Raw genomic sequence first — 16,406 nt, 5'->3', positions numbered from 1 at the left:
GACCGGGTGAACTTCAGGGTGGAGGCACGATGGCCATCGAGCATTTCGACGTACTGATCGTGGGCGCGGGCCTGTCGGGCATCGGCGCGGCCTACCACCTGCAACGCGACAGTCCGAAGAAGACCTACGCCATCCTCGAGGCGCGCGCCGCGATGGGCGGCACCTGGGACCTGTTCCGCTATCCGGGCATCCGCTCCGACAGCGACATGTACACCCTGGGCTACGCCTTCAAGCCGTGGCGCGAGGCCAAGGCCATCGCCGACGGCCCGTCGATCCTGAACTATGTCCGCGAGACCGCCGCCGAGAACGGCATCGACCGCCACATCCGCTATGGCTGCAAGGTCAAGAGGGCCAGCTGGTCGTCCGAGACCGCGACCTGGACCGTCGAGGCCGAGAGCGACGGCAAGCCCGTGAAGGTCAGCTGCAATTTCCTGTCGATGTGCAGCGGCTACTACAACTACGACGCTGGCTACACGCCCGACTTCCCCGGCGTCGAGCGGTTCCAGGGCCGGATCGTCCACCCGCAGCTGTGGCCCGAGGACCTGGACTACGCCGGCAAGAAGGTGGTGGTGATCGGCAGCGGCGCCACGGCCGTGACCCTGGTGCCGGAAATGGCCAAGGCCGCCGGCCACGTGACCATGCTGCAGCGCTCGCCGACCTATGTGGTCTCGCGCCCGGCCGAGGACGGGGTCGCCAACTGGCTGCGCGCCAAGCTGCCGGCCATGACCGCCTACAACATCACCCGCTGGAAGAACGTCGGCATGCAGCTGCTGTTCTTCAACATCGCCCGCAAGAAGCCCGAGAAGACCAAGGAGCGGCTGCTGGGCCTGGTGCGCGAGCACCTGGGCCCCGACTACGACATCGAGACCCACTTCACGCCGCGCTATAATCCGTGGGACCAGCGACTGTGCCTGGTGCCGGACGCCGACCTGTTCGACTCCCTGAAGGCCGGGACCTCGTCGGTGGTCACCGACCAGATCGAGACTTTCACCGAAACCGGCCTAAAGCTGAAGTCGGGCGCCAGCCTGGACGCCGACATCATCGTCACCGCCACGGGCCTGCGCATGCAATTGCTGGGCGAGATGGAGGTGGTGGTCGACGGCCGGAAGATCGCCCCGCACGAGACCACCAGCTACAAGGGCATGATGTTCAGCGACGTGCCGAACCTGGCCTCGACCTTCGGCTACACCAACGCCAGCTGGACGCTGAAGGCCGACCTGACGGCCGAATATGTCTGCCGCCTGCTCAACCACATGGACCGCACGGGCACGCGCATCTGCACGCCGCGCCTGCCCGAAGGGCAGATGGAGATCGAGCCCTGGCTGGACTTCTCGTCGGGCTACGTCCAGCGCGCCCTGAAGATCCTGCCCAAGCAGGGCGCCAAGACGCCGTGGAAGGTGCACCAGAACTACGCTCTGGACCTGGTGGCCCTGCGCTACGGCAAGGTGGACGACGGCACGATGGAGTTCTCGAAGGCCAAGGCGCCGGCCAAGGCGCGCGAAGCGGCCTGACCCGAAGAGGACGCGCGCACCGCGCGCGCCCGATCGGGGATCAGTCGAAGCTGGCGATGACCACGCTCTGCATGCTGGTCGAATGGGTGGTGTTGAGCGTCCCCGTGAAGGCGATCACCACGTTCTTGTCGTTGGCGCTGTCGAACAGCAGGCTCAGCGTTCCGGTCGCTTTGACGCGCGCGCCCCCGTTGCTGGGCAAGGTGGCGTTGGGCGTGCCGGTGCTCAGCGTGGCCCCGTAAGGTCCGATGCCGTCATTGGTGATCAGGACCGAATACTTGTCGCCCTGCTGGGTGGTGTTGAACGCGAAACTGCGCGTGTCCGCGCCGCCGTCCTGGTCGTTCACCGTGAAGGTGCAGCTGGTCATGTCGGGCATTGTCGCCCCCCTTTTGACTTGGCGAAATCGCCGCCTCGCTTGTAAGTCAATTTTTAGTTGTGAGTCTAATTGTCCACGTCCCTAGATATAGCGACATAAGCAGCGCGGCTATCTGGGCTTCTTCGTCGACACGTTGGCGGTCTTGAAGCTCGCGAGAAGCTTGAGGGCGTACTGGGCGCGGGTCTTGACCTCGGGCCGGGGGTCGCGGTCGAGCGCCGCCTGGTACCACAGCTCGACCACCTCGATGTCCTTGACCGGCACGCCGCCCTTGAACGCATAGGTCCCCGGCCCAGGCTTGCGACCGCCGGTCATCTCCGAGAACAGCTGGTCGGCCATCAGGATGCAGGCCGCCTGGTCGCCGGCCTTTTCGGCGGCGGTCCACAGTTCCATCGCCTTCTTGGTGTCGCGCTTGCCGCCCTCGCCGCTGGCGTACAACTCGCCCAGCTTGCGCGCTGCCAGCAGGGGGTTCTGCTTGGCGGCCAGTTCGTACCACTTGCGCGCCTCGGCCGGGTCGCGGGCCACCGGCTTGCCGGTCAGGTAGGCCGAGCCCAGCACCAGCTGCGCCTCGTTGTCGCCCGCCTTGGCGGCCTCCTTGCACAACGCCACCCCGCGGTCGGCCGAGACCGGCTCGACCATCAGCATCTGGCCCAGGGCGCACTTGGACTGCGGATAGCCCAGTTGCATGGCCCGGGTGTAGGCGGCCTTGGCGCCCTCGATATCGGGCGCGCCGCCGGCCAGGCCGTATTGCAGGCAGCGGGCGCGCAGATGCATGGCGTCGGCCCGCTGCTCCGCGGCCTTGGCGGCGTAGGCGCAGCCGCGAGGCGGGTCCGGCGCGATCTTGCCCCGGCCGAAGACGAACAGCAGCCCGGCATAGGCCTGGGCGTCGGCGCGGCCGCCGTCGGCCAGGGCCGTCAGGGCCTCGGGCGAACCCGTGGCCGCCTTGTCGAGCGCGGCCTGGAGATCGGCGGGCGGCGTCGGCGGCGTCCAGGTCTTGGCGGCGGCCTGAGCCGTGTTTTGGGCCGTGACGGGCGGGCCGCCCAGCAGCACGCTCAGGCTCGCGACGAGGAGGACGGACGACGCCGTCGCCATGGGAAAGGTCATCGGCTTTGGACCCTGGACAGGCCGCCAGCCTAACCGTCCGCGCCGACCGTCCCCATCAGGTGGATCACGCGGGGGTCACGCGCCGAGACCCGAGGGGCCGCCCTACTCCGCGAACCGGACGACCGCGTTGGAGTCCGGCCATTCGGCGGCGCGGCGCGGCTCCAGCCCCGCCGGCGGGGGATCCCAGGGCCGCGCGCCCAGGCCGCCGATGTCGACATAGCGGCCCAGCAACGTGAACCGGTCGATCGCGAACGGAACGCCTTCGCCGCCCAGCGGCGTCTCGCCGTCGGCGACGTGGAAGTGCAGGTGCGGTCCCGTGGTGTCGCCGGTGAAGCCCAGCGCGCCCAGGACCTGACCGCGCCGGACCTTGTCACCGGCCTTCACCCGAACGCTGCCCGGCTTCAGATGCTCGTAGAACGCCACGCGGCCGCCCGGCAGATGCAACGCCACATAGTCGCCCGCCGCGTCGCCGATCGCATGCTTGGGATTGCCCGCGATGCTGGGGCTCTCGGCCATGCCGTCGCGGACGGCCAGCACCGTGGCGTCGGCGACGGCCAGGACCTCGGCCCCATAGCCCAGGGCGTCGGCGGGGCGGTCCTTGTCACCGTGGGTGGTCCGCCCCTGGTCGTCGACCCGCACGAAGTCGACCGCGAACCGGCCGGGAATCCGCATTCTTCCGCCGACCGTGTAGCCGACCCGGCGATGGCCGCGCGGCCATTCGGCGGCGTGCACGGCGACCCAGGGGCCGCCGGCGAGCGGCGGGCCGAGGACGACGGGCGGCGTCACATCAACCGCCACCTCCGCCCCCGCGACCGTGAACCTCGCCTCGCCGGCGGCGTAGGCGACCTCGTGGGCCAGTCGGCGCGGAACACCGCCCGCCGGCAGGTCCAGCTCGACGAAGACCACCGTGCGGCGGCCCGGGGCGAGCGCCGCGTCCTTGCCGCCGGCCGGCACGGTCGCCAGCCGTCGCCGCAGGGCCTCTTCCGCGAACTCGGCGATCACGGCGCCGGTGTCGGGATCGGTGATCCGCAAGCTCAGGGGCGCCAGCGGCTCCTGGCTGAAATTGGTCAGGTGCAGTTCGTAGAGCAGCTGCACGCGCCCCGCGACGGCGACCGGGGACGCCGCCTTGGGGACCACAATGTCGAACGACTCCCGCAGGGGCTCGGCCGACCGCGCGACGGCGGGCGCCGACACCAGCATCAGGCAGGCGAAGAGCGGCGCGATGCGGTGTCTCATGGCGATCTCCCCGATGGCCCGGACGTGGGGTCGAAGCGGCGTGGGATCAATCCTCGTCGCCGTCGAAACCCTCGTCGTCCTCGGCCGGCGCCGGCTTCACCACCGCCTCGCCCTTGCGCTTCACGAAGCGCAGCGCGGTGTGGGTCTTGGAGAAGGCGCAGACCTTGGTGTCGACCAGGCCCTGCTCGCGGGCGGCGGTCAGGATCTCGACGTCCTTCAGCGGCGCGCCCTTGCCCTTCTGGGCGACGATCCAGATCGCGCCCTTGGGCCCCAGGCCGCCGATCAGGTCTTCGAGCTGGTCGAAGTCGGCCAGGTCCTCGACGCCCAGGAACAGCAGGTCGATGCCCTCGTAGGCCTCCACCGGTTCGACGCGGGTCGACAACTCGTCCAGGAACTCGGCGTCGTCGATCGCCTCGACCACCACGGTCTGGCCGGCCTTGACGCCCAGCTTGTCCAACCGGCCGGGCGGGTTCTGGATGGCGTGCAGCCACTTGTCGGCCTGGCCCGGCTCCAGCGTGAAGCGCGTGCCGTCGGTCAGCACCAGGTCATCGCCCTCGACCTTCAGGTCGCGCAGGGCGTGACCCTGGTAGATGCCGCGCACCGCGCCGCGGAAGATCAGCTTGGGCGGCTCCCACACCAGCTTGCCGTCGCTCTCGCCGTCGGAGAGCTGGCCCCAGACGCCCTTGGCCTCCTTGCCCATCACGACCCCCTGAAGTTGGGCTGGCGCTTCTCGAGGATGGCGTCGACGCCCTCCATGTGGTCGTCGGTGTGGTGGGCGATGGCCTGGGCCGCGGCGCTCATCTCCATCAGCGTGTCGTAGCTGGCGGTCTGGCCGTGCTTGAGCAGGCTCTTGCCCATCCGCAGGGCGTGGGGCGGCTGCTGGGCGATCCGCGTGGCCAGGGCCATGGCCTCGTCCATCAGGGTGTCGGCCGGGACGGCCTTGCTGACCAGCCCCCACTCGGCGGCCTTGGCCGCGTCGATGACGTCGCCGGTGAACAGCAGCTCGGCGGCGCGGCTCATGCCGATGGTGCGCGGCATCAGCCAGGCCCCGCCGTCGCCGGGGATCAGGCCCAGCTTCAGGAAGGTGACGCCGAACTTGGCGGTGTCGGCGGCGATGCGGATGTCGGTCATGCAGGCCACGTCGCAGCCCAGGCCGATGGCCGCGCCGTTGACCGCCGCGATCGACGGGACCTCCAGGCCGTAGATGGCCCGCACGATGCGGTGGATGTTCTTGCGATAACCGTCGCGGACCTTGACGCCGTTGCCGCCGAACGCCCCTTCCCGCGCCTTCATCGCCTTGACGTCGCCGCCGGCCGAGAAGGCCCGGCCCGCGCCGGTCAGGATCACGCAGCGGATGTCTTGGTCGTCGTTGATCGCCTCGCAGGCGGCCGCCACCTGATCGCCGTCGCCCGGAGCGCCCAGGGCGTTCAGGGCGTCCGGCCGGTTGAGGGTGAGGATCGCGATGTGGCCGCGCTTCTCGGTCAGGATCAGGGGCGGAGGGGTCGAGGGGGTGTCTTGCGACATGGCGGGCGCGCTCCTGCGGGTTTTTCGGCTTGGGCCTTTTTGATCTGCATAGCGCAAATCACCCAGGGAGAGGCAAGAGACCAGCGCTCGGCGGACTTTGTTTTATAAACTAAGGTAAATCCCCGACTTCGCCCAAAACCGACAAGACCGTGCGCTTGTTTTTGTGATCACACACAACACCTGGAAGATCTTGCGGCGTGAGAACAAGACGCAACAGCACGCCCTGCGACATTTTAGACAAGCTGAGCCGTAAAAACCGTTAGCGCAGAACAGAATCATAGGCTTCTACTAACGCCAGGGACGAATTTTAAAAGCGGTGGCGTGCAGTGCACATGTCCCACAGACATGCTTTGATCATCGAGGATGAAATCCTCATCGCGATGGAAGTGGAGGCTTTGCTCGCCGAGCAAGGGTTCGACACCTTCGATATCGCGGAAAGCCCCCAGGAGGCGCTGGACTGCGCCCTCAGGCGTCCGCCCGATCTGATCACCGCCGACTATCGCATCATCGGCGGCACCGGCGTCGAGGCGGTGACCGCCATCCTCGCCCGCCTGGGGCCGATCCCCGTGGTCTACGTCACCGGCAACGCCGACCAGCTGGGCGCGCGCACCCGCGCCGTGGTCGACAAGCCGATCTCGCCCCACCGCCTGGCCGAGGCCTGCGCCATGGTCCAGAGCGCCAACGCCTAGGCGCGCGATAGCGACACCCGCTATGTTGGCGGCCCTGCAGGGGAGCCGTCCATGATCATCGACAGCCTCGAGGCGCTCGAAGCCCTCTACACGCCGGCCCCGGTCCCGGCCTCGACCGTCAAGGTCGCCGACCGCATCACCCCGCACTATCGCGCCCTGATCGAGGCCTCGCCGTTCCTGGCCCTGGCCACCGTCGGCCCCGAGGGCCTGGACTGCAGCCCGCGCGGCGACCAGCCCGGCTTCGTCCGCATCCACGACGAGCGGACCCTGATCCTGCCCGACCGCCGCGGCAACAACCGCACCGACAGCCTGCGCAACGTGATCCGCGATCCGCGGGTGGCGCTGATGTTCCTGATCCCCGGCTCGGGCACGACGTTCCGGGTCAACGGCCGGGCGGTGGTCAGCGCCGATCCCGACCTGCTGGCCAGCTTCGCCGTCGACGGCAAGGCGCCGCGCACCTGCCTGGTGATCACCGTGGTCGAGGCCTATTTCCAGTGCGCCCGGGCGATCGTCCGATCGGGCCTGTGGAAGGCCGAGGCTCAGGTGGATCCCCGATCCCTGCCCTCGCCCGGCGCGATGCTGGCGGCGATGAGCCAGAACGCCATCGGCGGGGAGGAATACGACAAGGGATGGCCGGAACGGGCGGCGGCGAGCCTGTGGTGAACTAGATCCTCCCCCTGTGGGGGAGGTGTCGGCGAAGCCGACGGAGGGGGAGTTATCGGCCGATCGCCGGAGCCCGGATCTTCGACCCTAAAACTCCCCCCGCCGATCGCTGCGCGATCGCCTCCCCCACAGGGGGAGGACCTTACAAAAACGGCCCCGCGGTGAGGCGGGGCCGTTCGAAACACATTCAGTCGAGATCCCTTGAAGGGTCTCAGTCGTCGCGGTGAACCCGTTCCCGACGTTCGTGACGTTCCTGGGCTTCCAGGCTGAGCGTCGCGGTGGGCCGCGCGTCCAGTCGAGCCAAACCGATCGGTTCGCCGGTTTCCTCGCAGTAGCCGTAGGAACCGTCCTCGACCCGGCGCAACGCCTGGTCGATTTTCGAGATGAGTTTTCTCTGGCGGTCCCGGGTGCGAAGTTCCAGCGCCCGATCAGTTTCCGACGACGCGCGATCGGCGAGGTCGGCATGGTTTTCAGTTTCCTTCTGGAGATGGGCGACCGTCTCGCGAGATTCGCGGAGGATCTCCTCTTTCCAGGCGTTCAGCTTTTGCTTGAAATACTCAAGCTGACGCTCGTTCATGAAAGGCTCGTCATCCGACGGACGATACGAGTCTGGTATCTTAAGAACAGTGGCCGTTTGCATTAACGCCTCACGCCCCGATGAACTCCGCCCAGGTCAGGCCGGGTGCTTATACCAAAACGATAGCCGGGTTCAATGAACGTCGCGTGAGCGGCGTGTTCACCGACGTGCACGGACATCGCGAATCTGGGGATATTCGATGAACCGTGTTCTTTAAGATACGGTTTCATCAGCGTTCTCAGCCCAGTCGCATCTGTTCGAGCTTGGCCGCTTCGACGGCGGCCCGGGTCTCGATTTCGTTGAGAATCGCCTCGAGCTTGGGGTCGTCCGTGGCCTCGCGATGTTCGCGTACGGCGCTTTTGAGTCGCGACAGCGTGCCGGTCGAAACCTCGCCGTCCAGGGTGGCCAGCTTCAGGGCGTCCAGCAGGTCCAGCAGGCCGCCGGCCCGCTTGACCGCCCGACGCTTGCGCTCCGCTGGGTCCATGTCGGCCTGCAAGGCCAGGAGCGCGTCGAGCGATCCGACCCCGGCCACGCCGCCTGTCTGGGCGACCCCGGACGCGGCGCTGGTCCCGCCCACCGAAGGCAGGGAAAACCCCGATCCGCCGCCCGCCGGTTTGGCCCGCGATGCGCCAACCGCGCCCGCGCCTCCCGTGCTGGAAACCTTCATGACGAAACGCTGCTCCGACTCACGATTTAGGGAGTCACCCCCTCCCCGTTAACCACATCTTGCTGGGGCGCCGCTTGCGGTATGGTTAATGCCGGGCAGAATCTGCCGAACCAGAATGTCGCAGGCGAAAAATGCACGCCTTTCGACGGATTTCATTGAGCTTTTCAGCACGTTCGGACTGGCCCGGTTCTGGCATGGGACGGCGCGGGGATGCCACCCCGCCGTAGGATCGCCATGTCTCGTTCATTCTTTGCCTCCGTTCTGGGCCTCGCTCTCGCCGCCGTCGCCCTGGTCTCCAGCCCGGCCGACGCCAAGTCGCGCATCAAGGACATCGTCGCCTTCGAAGGCGTGCGGGACAACCAGCTGGTCGGCTACGGCATCGTCGTGGGCCTGAACGGTTCGGGCGACAGCCTGCGCAACGCGCCGATGACCAAGCAGAGCCTGGAGGCCATGCTCGAGCGCCAGGGCGTCAACGTCCGCGACGGCAACCTCAACACCAAGAACACCGCCGCCGTCATGGTCACGGCCAACCTGCCGCCGTTCTCGGCGGCCGGCGCGCGCATGGACGTCACGGTCTCCACCCTCGGCGACGCCAAGAGCCTGCTGGGCGGCACCCTGCTGGTCACCTCGCTGCAAGGCGCCGACGGCCAGACCTACGCGGTGGCGCAAGGCTCGGTGCAGACCGGTTCGGTCTCGGCCGGCGGCGCGTCGGGCAGCTCGGTCACCAAGGGCGTGCCGACCGCGGGTCGGATCGCCGCCGGCGGCATCATCGAAAAGGAAACCGGCTTCCAGATGGTGAGCATGGACGTCCTGCGCATGACCCTGCGCAATCCGGACTTCACCACCTCGCGCCGCATCGCCGACGCCATCAACACCCGCTTCCCCAACTGCGCCCAGGCCCAGAACCCGACCATCGTCGCCGTGCGTCCGCCGGCCGGCATGGACATGATCAGCTTCGTCACCAACATCGAGAACCTGGAAGTCGAGCCCGACGCCCCGGCCAAGGTGATCATCGACGAAGTGGCCGGCGTGATCGTCATGGGCGACGACGTGCGCATCAGCCAGGTGGCGATCGCCCAGGGCAACCTGACCATCTCGGTCCAGGAGACCCCGGCCGTCAGCCAGCCGGCCCCGTTCAGCCAGGGCCAGACCCGGGTGGTCCCGCAGTCGACCGTCAGCGTCAACGAGGAGACTGGCAAGCAGCTGCTGACCCTGGGCGGCGGCGCCTCGCTCAAGAGCCTGGTCGGCGGCCTCAACGCCCTTGGCGTCACGCCGCGCGACATGATCTCGATCCTGCAAGCCATCAAGGCTTCGGGCGCCCTGCAAGCCGAAATCGAGGTGATGTGATGAGCGCTCTTTCCTCAGCCGCCGTTTCGCCCATCGACACCGTCGGCCCGACCGCCGCCTCGACCGCCGAACTGCTCAAGCGCGGCAAGATCCGCGACACGGCCCAGAAGTTCGAGGCCTCGTTCCTGTCGGTGATGATGCAGTCGATGACCGCCGGCATGAAGACGCCGGAGATCGGCGGCGGCGGGGCCGGCGAGGACATGTTCAAGTCCCTTCTGGCCGAGGAAATGGCCAAGCAGGTCTCCAAGGCCGGCGGCATCGGCGTGGCCGCGTCGATCCAGAAGGAAATGCTGAAGATGCAAGGTCTGAAGGAGTAACCCCCATGGCCCTCACCGCCCTCGATTGCGACGACCGCGTCGAACAGCTGATCATCCTGACCGAACGCCTGACCGACCTGATCGCCAGGCAGTCGGCCGCCTTCGAGGCCCGCCGCCCGCACGAGGCGGCGCAGTATGTCGACGAGGTGGCCAAGCTGGCCAATCTCTACCGCCACGAGTCGACCCGGGTGCGCGGCAACGTCGCCCTGGTGTCGGGCGCCGCGCCGCAGCGTCGCGCGCGCCTGGTGCGCGCCACCGAGGCCTTCGACGCCGTCCTGGCCCGCCAGGGCCGCGCCGTCACCGCCGCCAAGACCGTCACCGAGGGCCTGGTCCGCGCCATCGCCCAGGAGGTCGCCGAACAGCGCCCCACCGCTTCCGGCTACGGCCCCGGCGCCCAGGGCGCGGCCTATCGTCAGAACGGCACGGCGATCACGTTGAACCAACGGGCCTGATGCCGCCAAGAGCCTGACCCCTCTCCCCTTGCGGGAGAGGGCGGCCTCCGAAGGAGGTCGGGTGAGGGGTCGAAGAACGCAAACGCCGCGATCAGCCTCAAGGCCGGTCGCGGCGTTTGCTTTTTGGGAGACCCCTCATCCGTCGGCTTCGCCGACACCTTCTCCCGCAAGGGGAGAAGAACCTAGGCCGTCACCTCGACCGCCTTGGCCTTCGCCGCCTTCTTCCGCCGCTTGGGATTGCCCACCGGGTTGCCCCAGAAGGTCGCCACCGCCAGCGTGCCCAGCAGGGTCAGGGTCACGCCCGACACCGTCATGACCAACCGGTACGGCAGGCCGCCTACCTTGGCCGCGTGCAGCGGGTAGTCGAGGTTGGCGATGCGCGAGCCCAGCGGCAGGCCCTGGGCGTCGCGGTCGGCGACCATCTTGCCGGTCGCCGGATCGAACCAGGCCATGGTGCGGCCGTTGGGCAGCCACTCGGCCTGCTGGCGCAACCGCACCGAGACCAGCGCGCCCGGCTTGGCCGGCAGGCCGATCGTGCGGATTTCCGCGCCGGGATAGCGGGCCTGAGCCTGGGCGATCACCGCCGTCCAGTCCAGGTCCTTGGCCAGCTTGCCGCCCTTGATCTTCGGCGGGGCCGAGGCGGCCTTCATCACGGCCGCCGACGAGAATGGCGCGCGGATCGCGTCGGAGAACCATTTCAGGTTCATCGCCGCCCCGGTGGTCAGCGACAGGATCAGCAGCGGCGCCACCAGCACACCGAGGTCGCGGTGGTGGTGGACGATGGCCGCCCGCTTCATCATCCGCGGCCACGGTCGGATGTGGAACATCCGCCGGGTCGGCCACCACAGCCACAGGCCGGTGCCGACAAAGCCCAGGCCCGCCAGGCCGGCGATCCCGCCGACGATCTCGCCGGTGTCGCCGTTGAACAGGTGGTGGTGCAGGTCGAACAGCCAGACCTCGGGCCGGGTCCAGTTCGAGCTCCAGCTCTGGACGATCGCGCCGTCCTGGTCGGCATAGGCGGCGTTCTCGCCCTTGTAGGCCAGCTTGTGCAAGCCCAGGCGTTCGGTCGCCAGCACGATAGAGCGCGGGCGGTCCTTGGCGGCGAAGATCCGCGTCGCGGCCGCGCCCAAGCTGGCGGCGTCCTGGCGTTGGGCGTCGGCGGCGTGCGGCACGGTGGCGCGCAGGAAGGCGTCCTCGTGCAGCAGCAGCGTGCCGGTCAGGCCCATCACGGCCAGCAGCAGGCCGATCAGCCCGCCGGTCCAACGGTGGATGAGCCGGACGATCTTCATCAGAAGCGGGCTTCCCAGCCCAGGGTCGCCGCCCGCCCGCGCCCGGCGAAGAACCGGTCGTTGGCCGGCGCCGTCGTGTCGGAATTGTACGAGATGTACTGCTCGTCGAAGAGGTTCTGGACGCCAAGCGACAGCGCCCCGACCGGCAGCTGGTAGCGCACGAACACGTCGGCCAGGGTGTAGCCGGCGAAGTCGTCCTTCACGAGGGCGTTCTGCATGTCGCGCTTGATGTACGACTGGATCTGGAAGCGCAGGCCCCACTTGTCGCCCTGGTAGTCGGCGGCCAGGTTCAGGCGGTCGGGCGAGATGTTGGCGCCGTCCAGGTCCTTGTCGACCTTGCCGTCGGCGTTGGTGTCGGTCCGGCCCTCCAGGTGGGCGTAGCCGGCCGAGACGACCAGGCCCTGGATCGGGGTGCGAGCCTTCAGATTGGCTTCCAGCCCCTCGATCTCGACCCGCTGGCGCTGGACGTCGAAGATGCCGCCGCTGTTGCGGATCAGCAGTTGGCCCAGCTTCGAGGCCGACCAGAAATAGCTGAGGCTGGCGTCGAACGGTCCGCGCTTCAGTTCGGCGCCGATCTCGCGGTTGTTGGACACGATCGGCTCGATGTTCAGGAAGGTGTCGACGTCGACGTTGTCGACATTGATGCCGCGCAGGATCCGGCCGACGTCCGGCACGGTGTAGCCCTCGGCGTAGCTGGCGTAGACGCGCAGGCCGCGGACCGGCTCGACAACGACGCCGCCGTTGGCCAGGGTCGCCTTGAACTCGGGATTGCCGCGGCTGACCTTGCGCGAGCCGTAGAAGGCCAGGGTGGTGAAGTCGTCGACCTTCAGCTCGACGTTCTCGAAGCGCACGCCGCCGGCGAAGTGCACCTTGTCGTCGAGCAGCGAGAGGTTGCCCTGCACGAACGGCGCGACGCTCTGGAACTCGGTCGGCGGCACCCAGGCGCGGCCGGTTTCGATCAGCAGCTGCTCGGTGCGATCGTTGATGGTGTCCATGCCGACCGTGCCGGTCAGGCCCTCGATCCCCGGAATGGCCCGCTCGTAGCTGACCCGCGCGCCCAGCTTGCGCGAGCGGTTGGACGACTGGTCGAACAGCGTGCCGGCCGGGGCGATGGCCGGGTCCTGGAAGGTGGCGTTGACGTCGCCGCCGAACGTGTCGCGCGTGCGGTTGAAGAACGCCTGGGCGATCAGGTTGCCGCCGTAGAGGTCGCTGTTGACCAGCGAGGCCGACACGGTCTCGACGCGGTTGGCCGCCGGCTCGCCGGGCTGGACGCCGCGGAAGCTGGTGGTCGGCACGTGCATGATGCGGTTGCCGTTGGTCGGCGGATTGGGCCGCGCGGCGGTGATGACGGTGGTGACGTAGTCGCCGTCGCCCTTCAGCTCGAAGCGGTTGGCCACCACGTCCAGGCGGGTGTTGTCGCCCAGTTGCCAACCCAGGCGGGTGAAGAACGACAGGGCCTTGGAGTCCTGGACGTCGCCTTGGGTGCCGTCCATGCCCAGACGGCGGCCGTCGCCGTCGTAGAACGCGCCGCGCGCGTCGTAGGCGACGCCGGCGGTGGCGTCGAACTGGCCGCCGCGCCAGGCCACCAGACCCGCCAGCTTGCCGCCGACGCTGTCGCCCAGATCGTTGCCGGTGGTGACCTGGGTCAGGATCTTGCCGCTGACCCCGTCCGCCTTGGGCGGGCCGACGGTCACCTGGTTGACCACGCCGCCGGTGGCGCCGATGCCTTGCAGGGCGTTGGAGCCGTAGATCACCTCGACCCGGTCGATGAAGAACGGATCGATCGTATAGCCGTCGCGCGAGCCGTCGCGGATCGGGGTCGACTGCGGGATGCCGTTGATCGCGTACAGCGGCGAGCGGCCGCGCAGGGTCTCGCCGGCGCCCGACAGCTTCTGGCGGGTGGGCGAGAACGACGGCGACAGGGTCGAGACGGCGTCGACGATCGAGCCGCTGACGCTGACCTGCTGCGACAGGGCCTCGGAATCGATCACGTCGACGGTCAGCGGCAGGGCGCTGGCCGGCAGGATGGTGCGGGTGGCGGTGACCACCAGCTGGTCGACGTCGGTCGCGTCCTGGGCGTGAGCGGCGGTCGCGACGGACAGGGCCAGCAGGCTGAGACCGGCCAGGGCCGACGCACGACGACCAAGGCCGCAGGTTGAGATGGTCCGCATGTTGGTCGACGCCCCGGCAGTACAAAAGATGGCGCCGTATAACTGCTGTTGAGAGTGATTAGCAATGAACCGTAACGTGTACCTTCACCGCGACTGGAGTTCGATCCGCCGCTCCACCCCCACCGCGTCGAGGAAATCCTCGTCGTGGCTGGCGATCAGCAGGGCGCCGTCGTAGCCGGCCAGGGCGCTCTCCACCGCCTGGACGGAGTCGAGGTCCAGGTGGTTGGTCGGCTCGTCCAGGATCAGCAGTTGCGGCGGATCGGCCGCCATCAGCACGCAGGCCAAGGCCGCACGCAGGCGCTCGCCGCCGCTGAGCGTGGCCACCGTCTGGTGGGCGGCGACGTTGCGGAACAGGAACCGCGCCAGGGCGGCGTGGGCCTCGTTGGCGCCGGCCGCCGGGTTCAGGCGGCGGAAGTTCTCCAGGATGGTCTGGGTCTCGTCCAGCACCGCCGCCCGCTGGTCCAGCAGGGCCGCCGCGACGCCGCGGTTCACCGTTCCGGTCGTCGGCGCCAGCCCGCCGGTCGCCAACCGGATCAGGGTCGACTTGCCCGCCCCGTTGCCGCCGACCAGCGCCACCCGCTCGGGACCGGTCAGGCGGAAGCTGACGTCCGACAGCACCAGCGGTCCGTCCGGATAGGCCCCATTCTTGTATGCAAACCCGACGCCGTCGAAGTCGAGAACGGTCCGCCCGGCGGGCAGGTCGCAGGACGGCAGGTCGAAGGCCAGGCGGCGCAGGCGCTCGACCCGGGCGTCGGCGGCCTCGCGGGCCTGGGCGGCGTCCTGGGCGGCGCGGTCGGCCAGCCGCCCGTCTCGCGCCCCGCTCAGCTCGGCCCGCTCGGCCTGCGCGCCTAGCAGGATCTTCGGCTCGCTGCCCTTGGCGGCGAACTTGCGGCCGGAGGCGTCGCGACGGGCCTTGCGCTCGCGGGCGACCTGGGCCTCGCGGGCCGCCTGGCGCACCTGACGCTCGGCCGCCTCCAGGTCGTGCTCGGCGGCGGCCACGGCCTGGGCCTTGCGCTCGGCATAGAGATCGTAGCCGCCGCCATAGCTGGTCGCGCCCAGGCTGGTCAGCTCGACGATCCGGTCCATGCCGCGCAGCAGGCTCCGATCGTGGCTGACCACCACCGCTCCGCCCTTCCAGCGTCGCAGCACGTCGGCCAGCAGGCCGCGGGCGCCGGCGTCCAGGTTGTTGGTCGGCTCGTCCAGCAGGATGACGTCGGGCGCGGCGACCAGCAGACCGGCCAGGGCCGCGCGGGTCATCTGGCCGCCGCTAAGGGCGGCGGCGGGATCGGAGGCGTCTCGGCGCGACAGCCCGACCTCGGCCAGGGCGGCGGCGACGCGGCCCGGCAGGGTCCAGTCGGCCTCGATCAGGTCCTCTTCGGTCCCCTCCTCCGCCTCGATGCGGCACAGCCGGTCCCAGGCGGGTCCGACGCCCAGCAGGTCGGCCAGGCGCGCGCCCGGCGACGGCGCATGCAACTGCGGCAGCACGCCGACCACGCCGGCGCGGCTGACCGTCCCCGAGGTCGGGGCGGCGATCCCGCCGATCAGCGACAGCAGTGTGGACTTGCCCACGCCGTTGCGCCCCACGAGGCCGATACGTTCGGCCCCGATCGTCAGGTTCAGATTGTCGAAGAGGACGCGGCCGTCAGGGGTGGCGGCGCTGACGGAATCCAGAGTGATGAAGGCAGGCATGGGAAACCACGGTCAGGTCAGTGGGAAGGGCGAAACGGTCGTCCATCGCAATGTCCATGGTGGCCTCCATCGGTTGGCTCGGGATTTCGAGCACGGACGTTCTAGGCGATCGAACTTCGTTCGACAAGATTGGGTTCGGCAAGTTTCACGCCCATCGCAAGGATCGGGTGTCGAGCCGGCCCGGCGGGCGCCAAAAGCGGGTCTCAGCCAAGGGAGACCATCATGTCCTTCACCGTTTCCAGCCTGCCGATCGAGCCCTTCGCGCCGCTGTTCGCCCTCGACGACGCGGCTCTGGCAGAGCGCGGCATGCTGCGTGTCGTCGCCGACGCGCCGTTCGCCTTCCCCTGCCGCGTCACCCTGGAGGACGCCGCGCCGGGCGAGACCCTGATCCTGCTGAACCACGAGCACCAGGCCGCCGACACCCCCTTCCGCTCGCGCCACGCGATCTACGTCCGCGAAGCCGCCCAGGCCCCCGCGTCGACGACCGACGCCCTGCCCTCGGCCTTGCGCCGCCGGTTACTGTCGCTGCGCGGTTTTGACGCGGCCGGCATGCTGCTGGACGCCGACGTGGTCGAGGGCGCGGCCGCCGCGCCGGTGATCGAGCGCATGCTGGAAAACCCCGCCGTGGCCTACCTCCACGCCCACTACGCCAAGCCCGGTTGCTACGCCGCCCGCATTGATCGCGTGGGCCAAGTATAGGTCCAAGTATCGTATGGGAACGGTAGCGGTCTCAATCGCAACTTAACCTTGATCTCCTATGGTTCGCTTCAAGTCAGAGGGCTGACGAAGGCGCGCGGGGG

The 16,406-nt window shown here is 68.9% G+C and carries 17 protein-coding genes; 7 read left to right on the top strand and 10 right to left on the bottom strand.

All coding sequences use genetic code 11. The features are described 5' to 3' along the window. Positions 1 to 29 precede the first annotated feature (29 nt). Positions 30 to 1,511, top strand: coding sequence for a flavin-containing monooxygenase (locus tag AC1DMQ_RS22070; protein ID WP_477035685.1), 1,482 nt, complete (start codon positions 30 to 32; stop codon positions 1,509 to 1,511). 40 nt (positions 1,512 to 1,551) lie between these two features. Here the strand turns inward: AC1DMQ_RS22070 and AC1DMQ_RS22065 are convergent, their stop codons facing one another. The 5 genes from AC1DMQ_RS22065 to AC1DMQ_RS22045 form a co-directional block, all read right to left on the bottom strand. Next, positions 1,552 to 1,884, bottom strand: coding sequence for a hypothetical protein (locus AC1DMQ_RS22065; RefSeq protein WP_477035684.1), 333 nt, complete (start codon positions 1,882 to 1,884; stop codon positions 1,552 to 1,554). A 108-nt stretch (positions 1,885 to 1,992) separates the two neighbouring features. Beyond that, on the bottom strand, positions 1,993 to 2,985 hold the full coding sequence (locus tag AC1DMQ_RS22060; RefSeq protein WP_477035683.1) for a tetratricopeptide repeat protein: 993 nt from the start codon (positions 2,983 to 2,985) through the stop codon (positions 1,993 to 1,995). A 102-nt stretch (positions 2,986 to 3,087) separates the two neighbouring features. After that, a complete protein-coding gene (locus tag AC1DMQ_RS22055; RefSeq protein ID WP_477035682.1) occupies positions 3,088 to 4,221 on the bottom strand; it encodes a M23 family metallopeptidase in 1,134 nt (377 codons plus the stop codon). A 46-nt stretch (positions 4,222 to 4,267) separates the two neighbouring features. After that, a complete protein-coding gene (locus tag AC1DMQ_RS22050) occupies positions 4,268 to 4,921 on the bottom strand; it encodes a DUF3052 domain-containing protein (protein WP_477035681.1) in 654 nt (217 codons plus the stop codon). Beyond that, positions 4,921 to 5,745, bottom strand: a complete 825-nt coding sequence (locus tag AC1DMQ_RS22045) for a crotonase/enoyl-CoA hydratase family protein (protein WP_477035680.1) — start codon at positions 5,743 to 5,745, stop codon at positions 4,921 to 4,923. Before AC1DMQ_RS22045 ends, AC1DMQ_RS22050 begins: the two co-directional genes overlap by 1 nt. A 332-nt stretch (positions 5,746 to 6,077) precedes the next feature. Here AC1DMQ_RS22045 and AC1DMQ_RS22040 point away from each other — a divergent pair, with 332 nt between their 5' ends. After that, positions 6,078 to 6,434 (top strand): response regulator, encoded by a 357-nt coding sequence (locus AC1DMQ_RS22040; protein ID WP_477035679.1) that lies wholly within the window; start codon positions 6,078 to 6,080, stop codon positions 6,432 to 6,434. 51 nt (positions 6,435 to 6,485) lie between these two features. Beyond that, positions 6,486 to 7,097 carry a pyridoxamine 5'-phosphate oxidase family protein gene (locus AC1DMQ_RS22035; protein ID WP_477035678.1) on the top strand — a complete coding sequence of 204 codons (612 nt, stop codon included), beginning with the start codon at positions 6,486 to 6,488 and terminating at the stop codon, positions 7,095 to 7,097. A 211-nt stretch (positions 7,098 to 7,308) separates the two neighbouring features. Here the strand turns inward: AC1DMQ_RS22035 and dksA are convergent, their stop codons facing one another. Both dksA and fliX read right to left on the bottom strand, forming a co-directional pair. Beyond that, positions 7,309 to 7,737: an RNA polymerase-binding protein DksA gene (dksA, locus tag AC1DMQ_RS22030; protein WP_477035677.1), complete on the bottom strand. Its 429-nt coding sequence runs from the start codon at positions 7,735 to 7,737 to the stop codon at positions 7,309 to 7,311. Between the two features lie 175 nt (positions 7,738 to 7,912). Beyond that, complete coding sequence (gene fliX, locus AC1DMQ_RS22025; RefSeq protein ID WP_477035676.1) at positions 7,913 to 8,341, bottom strand: flagellar assembly regulator FliX; 429 nt, start codon at positions 8,339 to 8,341, stop codon at positions 7,913 to 7,915. A gap of 234 nt (positions 8,342 to 8,575) precedes the next feature. Between fliX and AC1DMQ_RS22020 the strand changes: the two genes are divergently transcribed. The 3 genes from AC1DMQ_RS22020 to AC1DMQ_RS22010 are packed head-to-tail and all read left to right on the top strand — an operon-like array spanning position 8,576 to position 10,457. Then, the gene (locus AC1DMQ_RS22020) at positions 8,576 to 9,688 is read left to right on the top strand and encodes a flagellar basal body P-ring protein FlgI (RefSeq protein WP_477035675.1); all 1,113 of its coding nucleotides are present in this window, start codon (positions 8,576 to 8,578) and stop codon (positions 9,686 to 9,688) included. After that, positions 9,688 to 10,005: a rod-binding protein gene (locus tag AC1DMQ_RS22015; protein WP_477035674.1), complete on the top strand. Its 318-nt coding sequence runs from the start codon at positions 9,688 to 9,690 to the stop codon at positions 10,003 to 10,005. The genes AC1DMQ_RS22020 and AC1DMQ_RS22015 overlap by 1 nt, the downstream gene beginning before the upstream one ends. A 5-nt stretch (positions 10,006 to 10,010) precedes the next feature. After that, positions 10,011 to 10,457, top strand: a complete 447-nt coding sequence (locus tag AC1DMQ_RS22010; RefSeq protein ID WP_477035673.1) for a flagellar basal body protein — start codon at positions 10,011 to 10,013, stop codon at positions 10,455 to 10,457. Between the two features lie 182 nt (positions 10,458 to 10,639). Here the strand turns inward: AC1DMQ_RS22010 and AC1DMQ_RS22005 are convergent, their stop codons facing one another. The 3 genes from AC1DMQ_RS22005 to AC1DMQ_RS21995 form a co-directional block, all read right to left on the bottom strand. Next, positions 10,640 to 11,746 (bottom strand): PepSY-associated TM helix domain-containing protein, encoded by a 1,107-nt coding sequence (locus AC1DMQ_RS22005; protein ID WP_477035672.1) that lies wholly within the window; start codon positions 11,744 to 11,746, stop codon positions 10,640 to 10,642. Then, positions 11,746 to 13,917 (bottom strand): TonB-dependent receptor, encoded by a 2,172-nt coding sequence (locus AC1DMQ_RS22000; RefSeq protein ID WP_477035671.1) that lies wholly within the window; start codon positions 13,915 to 13,917, stop codon positions 11,746 to 11,748. Before AC1DMQ_RS22000 ends, AC1DMQ_RS22005 begins: the two co-directional genes overlap by 1 nt. A gap of 84 nt (positions 13,918 to 14,001) precedes the next feature. Continuing rightward, positions 14,002 to 15,606 (bottom strand): ABC-F family ATP-binding cassette domain-containing protein, encoded by a 1,605-nt coding sequence (locus AC1DMQ_RS21995; RefSeq protein WP_477035670.1) that lies wholly within the window; start codon positions 15,604 to 15,606, stop codon positions 14,002 to 14,004. Positions 15,607 to 15,828: 222 nt separating this feature from the next. Between AC1DMQ_RS21995 and AC1DMQ_RS21990 the strand changes: the two genes are divergently transcribed. Further along, a complete protein-coding gene (locus AC1DMQ_RS21990) occupies positions 15,829 to 16,305 on the top strand; it encodes a DUF1203 domain-containing protein (protein ID WP_477035669.1) in 477 nt (158 codons plus the stop codon). Positions 16,306 to 16,406 lie beyond the last annotated feature (101 nt).

It is taken from the genome of Caulobacter sp. 05L422 (genome assembly GCF_056397765.1).
Note: the sequence above shows the minus strand (reverse complement) of the source record. Positions and strands in the feature narration are given on the sequence as shown.

What these genes read in the sequence shown, in the direction of transcription:
- AC1DMQ_RS22070 (WP_477035685.1), top strand. Translation starts at nt 30, where the DNA reads ATGGCCATCGAGCATTTCGACGTACTGATCGTGGGCGCGGGCCTGTCG.
- AC1DMQ_RS22065 (WP_477035684.1), bottom strand. Translation starts at nt 1,884, where the DNA reads ATGCCCGACATGACCAGCTGCACCTTCACGGTGAACGACCAGGACGGC.
- AC1DMQ_RS22060 (WP_477035683.1), bottom strand. Translation starts at nt 2,985, where the DNA reads ATGACCTTTCCCATGGCGACGGCGTCGTCCGTCCTCCTCGTCGCGAGC.
- AC1DMQ_RS22055 (WP_477035682.1), bottom strand. Translation starts at nt 4,221, where the DNA reads ATGAGACACCGCATCGCGCCGCTCTTCGCCTGCCTGATGCTGGTGTCG.
- AC1DMQ_RS22050 (WP_477035681.1), bottom strand. Translation starts at nt 4,921, where the DNA reads ATGGGCAAGGAGGCCAAGGGCGTCTGGGGCCAGCTCTCCGACGGCGAG.
- AC1DMQ_RS22045 (WP_477035680.1), bottom strand. Translation starts at nt 5,745, where the DNA reads ATGTCGCAAGACACCCCCTCGACCCCTCCGCCCCTGATCCTGACCGAG.
- AC1DMQ_RS22040 (WP_477035679.1), top strand. Translation starts at nt 6,078, where the DNA reads ATGTCCCACAGACATGCTTTGATCATCGAGGATGAAATCCTCATCGCG.
- AC1DMQ_RS22035 (WP_477035678.1), top strand. Translation starts at nt 6,486, where the DNA reads ATGATCATCGACAGCCTCGAGGCGCTCGAAGCCCTCTACACGCCGGCC.
- dksA (WP_477035677.1), bottom strand. Translation starts at nt 7,737, where the DNA reads ATGCAAACGGCCACTGTTCTTAAGATACCAGACTCGTATCGTCCGTCG.
- fliX (WP_477035676.1), bottom strand. Translation starts at nt 8,341, where the DNA reads ATGAAGGTTTCCAGCACGGGAGGCGCGGGCGCGGTTGGCGCATCGCGG.
- AC1DMQ_RS22020 (WP_477035675.1), top strand. Translation starts at nt 8,576, where the DNA reads ATGTCTCGTTCATTCTTTGCCTCCGTTCTGGGCCTCGCTCTCGCCGCC.
- AC1DMQ_RS22015 (WP_477035674.1), top strand. Translation starts at nt 9,688, where the DNA reads ATGAGCGCTCTTTCCTCAGCCGCCGTTTCGCCCATCGACACCGTCGGC.
- AC1DMQ_RS22010 (WP_477035673.1), top strand. Translation starts at nt 10,011, where the DNA reads ATGGCCCTCACCGCCCTCGATTGCGACGACCGCGTCGAACAGCTGATC.
- AC1DMQ_RS22005 (WP_477035672.1), bottom strand. Translation starts at nt 11,746, where the DNA reads ATGAAGATCGTCCGGCTCATCCACCGTTGGACCGGCGGGCTGATCGGC.
- AC1DMQ_RS22000 (WP_477035671.1), bottom strand. Translation starts at nt 13,917, where the DNA reads ATGCGGACCATCTCAACCTGCGGCCTTGGTCGTCGTGCGTCGGCCCTG.
- AC1DMQ_RS21995 (WP_477035670.1), bottom strand. Translation starts at nt 15,606, where the DNA reads ATGCCTGCCTTCATCACTCTGGATTCCGTCAGCGCCGCCACCCCTGAC.
- AC1DMQ_RS21990 (WP_477035669.1), top strand. Translation starts at nt 15,829, where the DNA reads ATGTCCTTCACCGTTTCCAGCCTGCCGATCGAGCCCTTCGCGCCGCTG.